The 12058-nt window shown below is 76.5% G+C and carries 11 protein-coding genes; 5 read left to right on the forward strand and 6 right to left on the reverse strand.

All coding sequences use genetic code 11. The annotated features are described in order from the left end of the window. Nucleotides 1-255: 255 nt before the first annotated feature. The 3 genes from NRO40_RS23535 to NRO40_RS23545 all read right to left on the reverse strand — a co-directional run bounded on the left by NRO40_RS23535 (nucleotide 256) and on the right by NRO40_RS23545 (nucleotide 3356). On the reverse strand, nucleotides 256-1554 hold the full coding sequence (locus tag NRO40_RS23535) for a ribonuclease D (protein ID WP_079047108.1): 1299 nt from the start codon (nucleotides 1552-1554) through the stop codon (nucleotides 256-258). Between the two features lie 76 nt (nucleotides 1555-1630). After that, nucleotides 1631-2293, reverse strand: a complete 663-nt coding sequence (locus NRO40_RS23540) for a response regulator transcription factor (RefSeq protein ID WP_023590528.1) — start codon at nucleotides 2291-2293, stop codon at nucleotides 1631-1633. 391 nt (nucleotides 2294-2684) lie between these two features. Next, the gene (locus NRO40_RS23545; RefSeq protein WP_058942564.1) at nucleotides 2685-3356 is read right to left on the reverse strand and encodes a DUF3000 domain-containing protein; all 672 of its coding nucleotides are present in this window, start codon (nucleotides 3354-3356) and stop codon (nucleotides 2685-2687) included. A gap of 105 nt (nucleotides 3357-3461) precedes the next feature. On the opposite strand from NRO40_RS23545, the gene hemE reads away from it, so the two are divergent. Continuing rightward, on the forward strand, nucleotides 3462-4526 hold the full coding sequence (gene hemE, locus NRO40_RS23550; protein WP_058942563.1) for a uroporphyrinogen decarboxylase: 1065 nt from the start codon (nucleotides 3462-3464) through the stop codon (nucleotides 4524-4526). Between the two features lie 71 nt (nucleotides 4527-4597). On the opposite strand, the gene NRO40_RS23555 is transcribed toward hemE, so the two are convergent. Next, complete coding sequence (locus NRO40_RS23555; protein WP_058942562.1) at nucleotides 4598-4807, reverse strand: hypothetical protein; 210 nt, start codon at nucleotides 4805-4807, stop codon at nucleotides 4598-4600. Nucleotides 4808-4870: 63 nt separating this feature from the next. On the opposite strand from NRO40_RS23555, the gene NRO40_RS23560 reads away from it, so the two are divergent. The 3 genes from NRO40_RS23560 (at nucleotide 4871) to NRO40_RS23570 (ending at nucleotide 8154) form a co-directional block, all read left to right on the forward strand. After that, on the forward strand, nucleotides 4871-5608 hold the full coding sequence (locus NRO40_RS23560) for a peptidyl-tRNA hydrolase (RefSeq protein ID WP_107115108.1): 738 nt from the start codon (nucleotides 4871-4873) through the stop codon (nucleotides 5606-5608). Between the two features lie 158 nt (nucleotides 5609-5766). Beyond that, the gene (locus tag NRO40_RS23565; RefSeq protein WP_198549354.1) at nucleotides 5767-6528 is read left to right on the forward strand and encodes a DUF4142 domain-containing protein; all 762 of its coding nucleotides are present in this window, start codon (nucleotides 5767-5769) and stop codon (nucleotides 6526-6528) included. A gap of 177 nt (nucleotides 6529-6705) precedes the next feature. Next, nucleotides 6706-8154, forward strand: coding sequence for a DUF692 domain-containing protein (locus tag NRO40_RS23570; protein ID WP_058942560.1), 1449 nt, complete (start codon nucleotides 6706-6708; stop codon nucleotides 8152-8154). Nucleotides 8155-8444: 290 nt separating this feature from the next. Here the strand turns inward: NRO40_RS23570 and hemQ are convergent, their stop codons facing one another. Together hemQ and hemG are read right to left on the reverse strand one after the other, a co-directional pair. Then, nucleotides 8445-9158 carry a hydrogen peroxide-dependent heme synthase gene (gene hemQ / locus NRO40_RS23575; RefSeq protein ID WP_058942559.1) on the reverse strand — a complete coding sequence of 238 codons (714 nt, stop codon included), beginning with the start codon at nucleotides 9156-9158 and terminating at the stop codon, nucleotides 8445-8447. 10 nt (nucleotides 9159-9168) lie between these two features. Continuing rightward, complete coding sequence (hemG, locus tag NRO40_RS23580) at nucleotides 9169-10614, reverse strand: protoporphyrinogen oxidase (RefSeq protein WP_058942558.1); 1446 nt, start codon at nucleotides 10612-10614, stop codon at nucleotides 9169-9171. Nucleotides 10615-10749: 135 nt separating this feature from the next. Here hemG and NRO40_RS23585 point away from each other — a divergent pair, with 135 nt between their 5' ends. Next, entirely contained in the window at nucleotides 10750-12036 is a 1287-nt protein-coding gene (locus NRO40_RS23585; protein ID WP_079047106.1) for a DUF4349 domain-containing protein, read from the forward strand. Nucleotides 12037-12058 lie beyond the last annotated feature (22 nt).

Consider the following 12058-nt stretch of genomic DNA (forward strand, 5'->3'; position numbering starts at 1 on the left):
CCCTGTGGACCCCGCCCCGGCCCGCCCGGCGGCGGGGTCCGCCCCGTCCGCGGGGGACGGGACGGCGCAGGGAGCCGGGCCGGGGCACGGCGGGGGAGCCGCCCCGGTACGGCGGGCGCCGCCCCGGTACGGCGGGCACCGCCCCGGTACGGCGGGCGCCATCCCGGTACGGCGGGCACCGCCCCGGTACGGCGGGCGTCGAGCCGGGTGCGGCGGGCGCCGCGCGACGTGGCGGGCCGGTCCCGGTACGGGTGGTCAGGCCTGCGTCACCCGCAGGGCCTTCACGAGCGCCGGGGTGACCTGCTCCACCTGCCAGGGGCGGGCGCCGTACCCGGCGAGGACCTCGGCCACCGTCTCCGGCGTCGGGTCCTGCGGCGGCTCCCAGCAGACGCGGCGGACCGTGTCCGGGGTGATCAGGTTCTCCTGCGGCAGGTTCAGCGACTCGGCCAGCGCCGAGATCGCCGTACGGGCCGCGGACAGCCGCGCCGCGGCCACCGGGTCCTTGTCGGCCCAGGCGCGCGGCGGCGGCGGGCCGGTGACGGCCTGGCCGGGCTGTGGCAGCTGCGCCTCGGGCAGCGCCCTGGCCCGGTCGACGGAGGCCTGCCACTGCTCCAGCTGACGGCGCCCCATGCGGGTGCCGAAGCCGGGCAGGGCGGTCAGCGCCTGCACGTTCGCCGGGAGGGCGAGCGCCGCCTCGACGATCGCGGCGTCGCTGAGGACCTTGCCGGGCGACACGTCGCGGCGCTGCGCGATCCGGTCACGGGCGGTCCACAGCTCCCGGACGACCGCCATCTGACGGCGGCGGCGCACCTTGTGCATGCCGGAGGTACGGCGCCAGGGGTCCTTGCGGGGCGGCGCGGGAGGGGCGGAGGCGATGGCGTCGAACTCCTGGCGGGCCCATGCGAGCTTGCCCTGCCGGTCGAGCTCCTTCTCCAGCGCGTCACGCAGGTCGACGAGGAGCTCGACGTCCAGCGCGGCGTACCGCAGCCACGGCTCGGGCAGCGGGCGGGTCGACCAGTCGACGGCCGAGTGGCCCTTCTCCAGGACGTACCCGAGGACGGACTCGACCATCGCGCCGAGGCCGACCCGGGGGAACCCCGCGAGGCGGCCGGCCAGCTCCGTGTCGAACAGCTCGGTGGGGACCATGCCTATGTCGCGCAGGCACGGCAGGTCCTGGGTGGCCGCGTGGAGGATCCACTCGGTGTCGGCGAGCGCCTCGCCGAGGGCGGACAGGTCGGGGCAGCCCACCGGGTCGACGAGCGCCGTGCCGGCCCCCTCGCGGCGCAGCTGCACCAGGTAGGCGCGCTGGCCGTAGCGGTAACCGGACGCCCGTTCGGCGTCGACGGCGACGGGTCCGGTACCGGCGGCGAACGCCTCGATCACCCGGGCCAGGGCCTCGGCGTCGGCGACCACCGGGGGGACCCCCTCGCGGGGCTCCAGCAGGGGGATCGGGTCCGGGCCGGGGCCTCCGTCGGCTGCGACGCCGTCGTCCGGAGGGCCGCCCCCGGGGGTTCGCAGTGGTGTGTCTGCTGCGGTGTCTTGGGCGTCGGTCACCTGTCAAGGGTATCCGTGAACGGCGGGCGCCCGCCGACGGAACGTTCCGTCGGCGGGCGGGGGAGGGGGAGAGGGGTCAGTGGATGATGCCGGTGCGCAGGGCGACCGCGACCATGCCGGCCCGGTCGCCGGTTCCCAGCTTGCGGGCGATGCGGGCGAGGTGGCTCTTCACCGTGAGGGCGGACAGGCCCATGGAGACGCCGATCGCCTTGTTCGACTGGCCCTCCGCCACCAGTCGGAGCACCTCGACCTCGCGGCCGGACAGCTCGCGGTAGCCGCCCGGGTGGCTCGGGGCACCCGGGGGGCGGCGGTGGAGGCGGGCGGCCGCGGAGCCGATGGGGGCGGCGCCGGGCCGGGTCGGGTGGCCGATGTTGGTGCGGGTGCCGGTGACGACGTATCCCTTGACGCCGCCGGCGAGGGCGTTGCGGACGGCGCCGATGTCGTCGGCGGCGGACAGGGCCAGGCCGTTGGGCCAGCCGGCGGCACGGGTCTCGGACAGGAGGGTGAGTCCGGAACCGTCGGGCAGGTGGACGTCGGCCACGCAGATGTCGCGCGGGTTGCCGATTCGGGGGCGGGCCTCCGCGATGGACGAAGCCTCGATGACGTCACGCACGCCCAGGGCCCACAGATGGCGGGTCACGGTGGAGCGGACGCGCGGGTCGGCCACGACGACCATGGCCGTCGGCTTGTTCGGGCGGTAGGCGACCAGGCTTGCGGGCTGCTCGAGGAGAACGGACACCAGGCCTCCTGGGAAGGTGCGGAACACTGCCGGCCCGGGATGGCCGGGGCGAGCCGTGTGGAAGGGTCACAGACCTCTTCGGCAGCAATCGCGTCCGCCTTTAGAGGAAGATCACGATTTGGTGAGTAACAATTGGGGCAATTCGGACGGGTGATCGATCATCCTACGAATGAGCCGTCACCCGTACCCCGACCGCCTCCCTCTCACCAGGAGGCGCCCAGGCTCCCTCCGGACGAGGGGCGCACGACCGCCCGGACCGTCATCCGCCGGTTGACGCGACGACCGGCGCACCGCGAGGTCCGCCCGCCCGCCGGCTCCCTGGACGGCGGCGCGGGTCCCAAGGGCGGGGCGGGTCCCGAGGGCGGGGCGGGTCCCGAGGGCGGGGCGGGTCCTACGGGTGGTGCGGGCCGCGGCGCTGGGGGAGGGAGACGACCCCGGCCGTGCCCTCCGCCGGGCCCGGCCCCGACGGCGGCAGCCCCGCCACCTGGCACAGCAGGTCACCCCACGCCGTCAGGTGCGCCGCCGTGTCCGGCGCGCCGTTGCGGCCCTCCTGCGGCGTCCAGGACGCCCGGATCTCGATCTGCGTCGCCGGACGGCGCTCCGCCAGTCCGCCGAAGTAATGGGACCCGGCCCGCGTGACCGTCCCGCTCGCCTCCGCGTACGACAGCCCCCGTGCCTGGAGCGCACCCGTCAGCCACGACCAGCACACCTCCGGCAGCAGCGGGTCCGCCGCCATCTCCGGCTCCAGCTCGGCCCGCACCAGCGTCACCAGCCGGAACGTCCCGTGCCAGGCCTCGTGCCCCGCGGGGTCGTGCAGCAGCACCAGCCGGCCGTCCGCGAGGTCCTGGCCGTCCTGGACGGCCGTCGCCTCCAGCGCGTACGCGTACGGGGCGAGCCGCCGGGGCGGCGGCGACGGCTCCACCTCGAGCTCCGGGCGGAGCCGCGCCGCCCGGAGCGCGTCGACCGCGAGCCGGAAAACGGGCGGCAGCGCGTCACCGTCCCCGCCGCCCGTGCCCTCGGTGCCGTCGGAGTGATCGGAGAACTGTTCCTGAGCCGCAGCCATGCGGGGAAGAGTAGGCGGAACGGGGCCCGCGCGCAGGGAGGGACACCCGCCCCCGCGCGGGCCGCCGGGCACGGCCGCGCGCCCGCCCGTGCGAAGATTCTGGGCGTGAGTGCCAACACCCGCCCCTCGGGCCCCCCGACGCAGACGTACGACTCCGCCTTCCTCCGGGCGTGCCGGCGCGAGCCGGTGCCGCACACGCCGGTCTGGTTCATGCGCCAGGCGGGGCGCTCGCTCCCCGAGTACCTGAAGGTGCGCGAGGGCATCCCCATGCTGGAGTCCTGCATGCGGCCCGAGCTGGTCACGGAGATCACGATGCAGCCCGTGCGCCGGCACCGGGTGGACGCGGCGATCTTCTTCAGCGACATCGTCGTGCCCCTCAAGGCGATCGGTGTCGACCTCGACATCAAGCCCGGGGTCGGCCCCGTCGTCGCCGAGCCGATCCGCCGCCGCGCGGACCTGGAGCGGCTGCGCGCGCTCACGCCGGACGACGTCGCCTACGTCACCGAGGCGATCGGCATGCTCACCGGCGAGCTCGGCGCCACCCCGCTGATCGGCTTCGCGGGTGCGCCCTTCACCCTCGCGAGCTACCTCGTCGAGGGCGGCCCCTCACGCAACCACGAGAACACCAAGGCCCTGATGTACGGCGACCCCGAGCTGTGGGCCGACCTGCTGGACCGGCTCGCCGACATCACCGCCGCCTTCCTCAAGGTCCAGATCGAGGCCGGCGCCTCCGCCGTGCAGCTCTTCGACTCCTGGGTGGGCGCCCTCTCCCCGGCCGACTACCGCCGCGCGGTCATGCCCGCCTCGGCGAAGGTCTTCGACGCGGTCGCCGGGTACGGCGTGCCCCGCATCCACTTCGGTGTCGGCACCGGCGAGCTGCTGGGCCTCATGGGCGAGGCGGGCGCCGACGTCGTCGGCGTCGACTGGCGCGTCCCGCTGGACGAGGCCGTCCGCCGCGTCGGCCCCGGCAAGGCGCTCCAGGGCAACCTCGACCCGGCCGTCCTCTTCGCCCCGCGCGAGGCCGTCGAGGAGCAGGCCGACCGGGTGCTGCGGGCGGCGGCCGACCTGGAGGGCCACGTCTTCAACCTCGGCCACGGCGTACTGCCGACGACCGACCCCGACGCGCTGACGCGGCTCGTGGAGCACGTCCACACCCGCACCGCGCGGTAGCCCGTCCCGGGCCGAGCCCGTCGCGCCCCCGGGCCAGCGGAAACGTCATGTCGGCCTGATGGGCCGCGCTCCTAGCCCGAGCAGGCGGTGCGCTCGGCCTCCCGCCACTCACAGACGGGGCAGAGCGTGGCGCCCCTGGTCGACTCCGGGTACTCGGTCGGCTCCCCGCAGAGCACGCAGTCGGCGAACGGCGGCCCGCCCCGGGCGCCCGCCTCCGCCGGTGCCTGCGGCGCGTCCGGCGTGCCGCGGTACGTGTCCGCGTGACCTCGGCTCTCGTCCATGTGTACGACTGTAGTCCTCCGCCCTCTCCCGGCGCGGGTCCCGGAGCCGTCTCCGGACGCCCGGTGGCCGACTGGCAGACTGGGGCCGTGACCAGCAACGACACCGACAGGCCCGCGAGCGATACCCGGGACGCCGCGCCCCAGTTCGTCCTGCCCCTGGTGGTGCGGGTGGAGAAGGCCGCCCCGCCCGCCCGCACCGACGCGCTGCAGACCGCGGCGCGGGCCGTGCTGGTGCTGCTGACGGACGAGCGCTCCACGGGCGACGGCGCGTGGGCCCGGGCGGTCAGCGACTGGCAGGACGCCCGCATCCGCAAGGTCGTCCGGCGGGCCAGGGGCGCGGAGTGGCGCCGTGCCGAGCGGTTGCCCGGCATCACGGTCACCGGGGAGGAGGCCGAGGTGCGGGTCTTCCCGCCCGTGCCCCTCGACGGCTGGCCGAAGGACCTCGCCCGCCTCCAGGTCTCCGGCACCGAGCTCGACGACCCCGCAGGGCCGCCCGCGCCCCCGCCCGCGTCGGGGCCGGGACGTGCCGTGCTGTGGCTCAACCCGGAACTGCGCATGTCGACCGGCAAGGAGATGGCGCAGGTCGGACACGGCGCGCAGCTCCTGTGGTGGGCCATGGACGAGGGGACCCGCGCCGCCTGGCGGGAGGCGGGCTTCCCGCTCGCGGTCCGTACGGCACCGCCCGCCCGCTGGGCCGCCCTGGTGGGCAGCGACCGCCCCGTCGTGCGCGACGCGGGTTTCACGGAGGTCGCCCCCGGCTCGGCGACCGTGGTCTCCGACTTCCCGCTCGGCGCGGCCTGACGGCGCGCGGTCCGGTGGCGCGGTCCGGTGGCGCCCGGGCCGGTGGCGCGCTGCGGCGGGCCGTGGAGCGCCGGCGTCGGGGGCGTTGAACGCCCCGCCCGTGCCGTACGTACCTCCCAGCGCCGTGAGGCAGGTCGAACGGGTCGGGAGGCACAGTGCTGCGGCACATCAACGGAACGGCACTCATCATCGCGGCGCTCGTCGCCACGGTCGCGGCGCTCGCGTTCCCCGTCTGGTCGTACGCCGACCGGTCGGGCACCGGGCAGGCCAACCTCAACGCGTCGTCCGTGGCCACGCAGTGGGGCCCGCTGTCGGCCACCGACCGGGACTTCCTCGTGAAGGTGCGGCTGGCCGGACTGTGGGAGCTGCCCGCCGGGCAGCAGGCCGTCGAGCGGGCCCCGACGCAGGCCATCAGGGACGCGGGCGACCACCTCGTGGTCGGCCACACCGACCTCGACCAGCGCGCCCGCGACGTCGCGGCGAAGCTCGGCGTGGAGCTGCCGAACCAGCCCACCGAGCAGCAGCAGGGCTGGCTGCGGGAGCTGTCCGCGGCGAGCGGGGTCGAGTACGAGACCAAGTTCGCCAACCTGCTGCGCAACGCCCACGGGAAGGTCTTCGGCCTGGTCGCGCAGGTCCGGCACACCACCCGCAACAGCCTGATCCGCCAGCTCGCCTCGGACGCCAACCAGACCGTCCTGGACCACATCACCATGCTGGAGGCGACCGGCAGGGTCGACTTCGACGCCATCGCCAACGAGGCCGCCGGCCAGGCCACCGCCAGTCCCACCGGGCCGCCGGCCCCCAACGGCAACCTGCCGCCCGCGCCGGTCCCCGCCGTGCCCGCGCCCGGGCAGACGTTCACGTCCCTGCCGTCGGCCCGGCCGGGCCCGCCGACCTCCATCGAGACCACCCGCCCGTGAGACCCGGGGCGCCCCCGCGCCCGCCGGTCCGCCGGCCCTTCGTCCTCCGCCGCCGGTCCGCCGCCCCGTCGGCCGTTCCCGCCGAAGCTCAAATGAAGCTCTGAAAGCGGCGGGGCGCGGTTGGCGGCCCCCGTGACGGGGCCATGACCCCTCCAGCGGTACGGACGAGGGGGAGACATGACGGGGCTCGGCATCGGCATCGGGTGGCGTCCGGAGATCGCGGACGCGGTGGAGCGGCTGCCCGGGGTGGAGTGGGTGGAGGCCGTCGCGGAGAACCTCTGCGCCGGACACCTCCCCGCCTCCCTGGTGCGGCTGCGCGAGCGGGGCGTCACCGTGGTCCCGCACGGCGTGTCGCTCGGGCTGGGCGGCGCCGGGCGGCCCGACCCGGGACGGCTGGCGCGGCTCGCGGAGACGGCGACCGCCCTGGGCGCGCCGCTGGTGACCGAGCACGTCGCGTTCGTCCGGGCCGGTGGGCCGCTCACCGCGTCGCCGGCGATGGAGGCCGGCCACCTGCTGCCGGTGCCGCGGACCCGGGAGGCGCTGGACGTGCTCTGCGAGAACGTCCGCATCGCCCAGGAGGCGCTGCCCGTGCCGCTCGCCCTGGAGAACGTGGCGGCGCTGTTCTCCTGGCCCGACGACGAACTGACGGAGGGCCGGTTCCTCACGGAGCTGGTCGACCGCACCGGCGTCCGCCTCCTCGTCGACGTGGCGAACCTGCACACCAACGGGGTCAACCGCGGCGACGACCCGTACGAGGCGCTCGCCGCGCTGCCGGCCGGTGCCATCGCGTACGTGCACGTGGCGGGCGGCGTGCAGCGCGACGGCGTGTGGCACGACACGCACGCCCATCCCGTGCCGCCGGCCGTCCTGGACCTGCTGGCGGAGCTGGCGTCGAGGGCGGCGCCGCCCGGGGTGCTGCTGGAGCGCGACGACGACTTCCCGCCGGAGGACGAGCTGGCGGCGGAGCTGGCCACGATCCGCGGCACGGTCACCGCGCCGGGACGGGCGGCGGGTGGAGGGGCGGCGGGTGGAGGGGCCGGACGGGCGGTGGCAGGGCGGGCGGTGACGGGTCGCGTGGTGGGAACGGCGAGGGGCCGGGCGGCGGGTGGAGGGGCGGCGGTGTCGGGGCCGGTCGCGGGTGGCGCGGCGCTGCGGGACGGCGTGACGGCGCCACCGGAAGGGACGGCGGCACTGCCGGAGGGCACGGCGGTCGTGCGGGACGGGGCCCGGGAGCGGCTGGGGCTGGCCCAGGCGGCGTTGCTGTCGGCGCTCGTGGCGGGGACGCCCGCGCCGGAGGGGTTCGACGGGGCGCGTCTGCGGGTGCAGGCCGGGGCGCTGGTGCGCAAGCGGGCCGGGGTGGTGGCGAAGGTCGCCCCCGAGCTGCCCGGGCTGCTCGGCGACGGCTACCGTGACGCGTTCGCGGCGTACGCGGGCTCCCGCCCGATGCCGGGCGGCTACCGGCAGGACGCCCTGGCCTTCGCCCGGTACGCGCTCGACGCGGGTCTGCCCGGGGACGCGGCCGGGCGGCGCCGGCTGTACCGGTGGTGGGCGGAGCGGTCGGCCCCCCGCCCGCCGGGCCGGGCGGCGCGGCTGGTGCACGCCGCCCGCGCGGCGCTGGTGCGGTGACACCCCTCAACCGCACGAAAATCGGTGACACCCTCGGCCGGGCGGGGGAGCGGCGGCGCGGGGGAGGGGCGGGTGGGACGACCCTGGTGCGAGGCCGTGGGAGTGCAAAGTGCCCTGGCGCGGAGGCCCTGGGGGGTGACGCCGGTGCGGCGCGCAGGGAACTGCGCGCCGCACCCGGAGCCGGACCCGGTGTCGCTGGAGCGGCGGACGGTTCGCGTCCGCCGTCTGATCTTCCGGGTCGGGGGGCGGCGGCCGGCTGGATGCCCGGCCGCCACCGTGCTGTCGGGCCGTCAGGCCAGGCCCGCCACCAGGTCCGCGACCGCCTTGCGGCGGCCGGTGTAGAACGGGACCTCCTCGCGGACGTGCATCCGCGCCTCGCTGGCCCGCAGGTGGCGCATGAGGTCGACGATGCGGTACAGCTCGTCCGCCTCGAAGGCGAGGATCCACTCGTAGTCGCCGAGGGAGAACGAGGCGACCGTGTTGGCGCGGACGTCGGGGAAGCCGCGGGCCATCTTGCCGTGGTCGGCGAGCATGCGGCGGCGGTCCTCGTCGGGCAGCAGGTACCAGTCGTACGAGCGCACGAACGGGTACACGCTGACGTAGTCGCGGGGCGTCTCGTCGGCGAGGAACGCCGGGATGTGCGACTTGTTGAACTCGGCCGGGCGGTGCAGCGCCATGTTCGACCACACGGGCTCCAGCGCGCGGCCGAGGCGGGTGCGGCGGAAGAGGTTGTACGCCTCCTGGAGTTCGTCCGAGGTCTCCGCGTGCCACCAGATCATCAGGTCGGCGTCGGCGCGCAGTCCGGAGAGGTCGTAGGTGCCGCGGACGGTGACGTCCTTGGCGGCCAGCTGGTCGAACAGGTCCTGGACCTCGTCGGCGTAGCCGCTCCGGTCCTCGGGCAGAGCCTCGCGCAGTCGGAAGACGGACCACAGGGTGTAGCGGATGACCTCGTTGAGGTCCTTCGCCTTCTTACCGGCGTTCGGGATCTTTTCGGGCGCACTCATAGGGCTATTCTCACTCGTCGCTCTCGGTGCTCCGCGCCAGGGTCGGCGTGGCGATGATCTCGTCCGCGGCCCGCCACGCGTCCGCGACCACCGCCGGGACGCCCACGCCGTCGTACGCCGCCCCGCACACCCGCAGCGCGGGGAGCGCGGCGACCGCGTCGCGGATCCGGGCGACCCGGCCCAGGTGACCGACGGGGTACTGCGGCAGGCCGCCGACCCAACGGGTGACCTCGGTGGCCACCGGCCGCGCGGCGAGCCCGACGGCGTCCCCCAGGTCCCGCAGCGACGCCGTGACCAGGTCGGCGTCGTCCCGCTCCAGGTGCTCCTCCTCGCCGTACCGGCCGACGGAGGCGCGCAGGACGAAGAGGTCGCCGGACCCCTCGTCGACCCACTTCCACTTGTGCCCGGAGAACGTGGACGCCTTGATCGTGCGGCCGTCGACCGGCGGTACCAGGAAGCCGGAGCCCTCGGGCAGGCCGGCGAGGTCGGCGCGCCGGAAGGCGAGGGTGACGAGGGCCATCGAGGCGTACTCGATCGCGCCCAGCTCCGCGGCGGCGGCCGGCGACACCGCGGCGAGGAGCCGCGACGCGGCCGGGGCGGGGGTCGCGAGGACCACCGCGTCGGCGTGCAGGACCTCCGTCCCCGTACGGACCTCCCACGTCCCGGCGCCTCCGTCCCGCCCGGCACGGCGGGTGAGGGCGTCGACGGGGGTGGCGGTGCGGATCTCGCCGCCGAGGGCGGTGACCGCGTCGGCGACGGCGAGCGGCAACCGCCCCACCCCGCCCTCGACGCCCATGAAGACCGGGCCGGCGGGCACCTGGGCCGCCGCGCCTTGCACGGCGCGGACGGCGTCGGTCAGGGTGGCGTGGCGGCGGGCGGCCTCGAACAGCTTCGGCACGGCGGCCCGCATGGAGATCCGGTACGAGTCGCCCGCGTACACCCCGCCGAGGAGGGGTTCGACGAGCCGGTCGACGATCTCGCGGCCCATCCGCTCGGCGACGAACGCACCGATGGCGACGTCGTCGCCGAGCTCGGTGGGCGGCTGCGCGCGGTCGCCTTCGAGCGCGCGCAGCCCCTCCGCCGAGAGCAGGTCGCCGAGCCCGCGGGCGTCGCCGGGGACGCCCATGACGTGCCCCTGGGGCATCGGCCGCAGCGCGCCCCGGGTCCAGACGGACGCACGGGTCGTGGCGGGCGGCTGGAGCCGGTCGCCGAGGCCGACGGCGCGGGCCAGTTCGAGCGCCTCGGGACGGCGGGCCAGGATCGACTCGGCCCCGAGGTCGACGGGGGCGTCCGCGATCCGCCCGGCGTGGAGCTTGCCGCCGAGCCGACCGGTGGCTTCCAGCAGCGTCACGCGCCGCCCCGCGAGCAGGAGGCGGTGGGCGGCGGCGAGTCCGGCGATGCCGCCGCCCACGACGACGACGCGTCCGTGGGGCGTGTCCACGTTGTCCACGTTCATGGGTCCACTCTCTCAAACGCCGTGACGCGGCCCGACCGTGACCCTTTCGGAACCGGGAAAGGGCAACCACGTCCCCCGTCCCGCGCGTCGAACCGGCGTCACTGGACACGGCACGAGACACCTTGGGGGACATCCATGCCGAACCGAACCCGACCGCGGCACGCCTGCGCGGCCGTCCTGATCGGCGCCACGCTGGCCCTCGCCGGGTGCGGCGCCGGCGCGGACGGCGGCACGTCGTCGACCGCCGACCGGGCCGCCGCGCCCGAGGCGGCCCGGGGGGACGCGGACGCCGGCTCCGCGTACGGGCCCGAGTCGGCCCGCGGCGGCGCGGGCGGCGCGAAGGGGGCGGCGCCGGCCGCGGTGCAGCAGCACGTCATCAGGACGGCGGAGCTGTCGGTGGAGGTGGTGGACGCGGGCGAGGCGCTGGCGCGGGCGCGGGACGCCGCGGCGAAGGCGGGCGGCCACGTCGCCGACGAGTCGACACGGCGCCGCCAGGGCCCCGACGGGGCCGACGGGATGACGTCGAGGATCGTGCTGCGCGTCCCGCAGGCGGCGTACGAGCAGGTGCTCGGCGAGCTCAGCGGCGCGGGCCGGCTGCTGTCGCGGAAGGCGGAGGCGAAGGACGTCACCGACCAGGTGGTGGACGTGGGCAGCCGCGTCGCCACCCAGCGGGCCAGCGTGGAGCGGGTCCGGAAGCTGATGGACCAGGCCACGCGGCTGAGTGACGTGGTGACGCTGGAACAGGAGCTGAGCACCCGCCAGGCCGCGCTGGAGTCGCTCCTCGCCCAGCAGGCCGCCCTGAAGGACCGTACGGCGCTGGCCACGATCACCCTGGAGCTCTCGGAGCGGCGGACCCCGCAGAAGCCGGCGGAGAAGGACGACCCCGGCCCGCTGGACGCCCTGGCGGGCGGTTGGGACGCGCTGGCCGCGACGGTGAAGTGGGTGGTGATCGTCCTGGCGGCGCTGGCCCCGTGGCTGGCGGTGGCGGCGCTGCTGTACGTCCTGTGGCGGGTGTTCGGCCGCCCGTGGCGGGCCCGCAGGGCGGCCCGGCGGCCGGCCCCCGCTGCGGCCGCCCGGCCCGTCCCGGGACGCGGTCCCGTACCGGCGTACGCATCCGCACCCACCCACGCACCGGTGCCGGCCCAGGCGCCGACTCACGCCCCGACCCCGGCCGCGGCTCCCGTTCCCGCCTCCGCGTCCACGTCCGGCACGGACGCGGACGCCGGTACGGGCACGAGCACGGGCACGGGCACGGAGGGGGGCCCGGACGCCGGCACGGACGCGGGCTCCGGCACGAGCACCGGCACCGGCACGGGCACGGAGGGGCGTCCGGGCGCCGGCACGGACGCGGACGCCGGCGCGGGCACGGGCGCCAAGAGCACGGACGCCGGGCGCCCGGGGACGGGGCGCGGGGCGGACTGAACGGCCCCGACCCCGTAGCGTG

It is taken from the genome of Streptomyces changanensis (assembly GCF_024600715.1).
Taxonomy (GTDB): Bacteria; Actinomycetota; Actinomycetes; order Streptomycetales; family Streptomycetaceae; genus Streptomyces; species Streptomyces changanensis.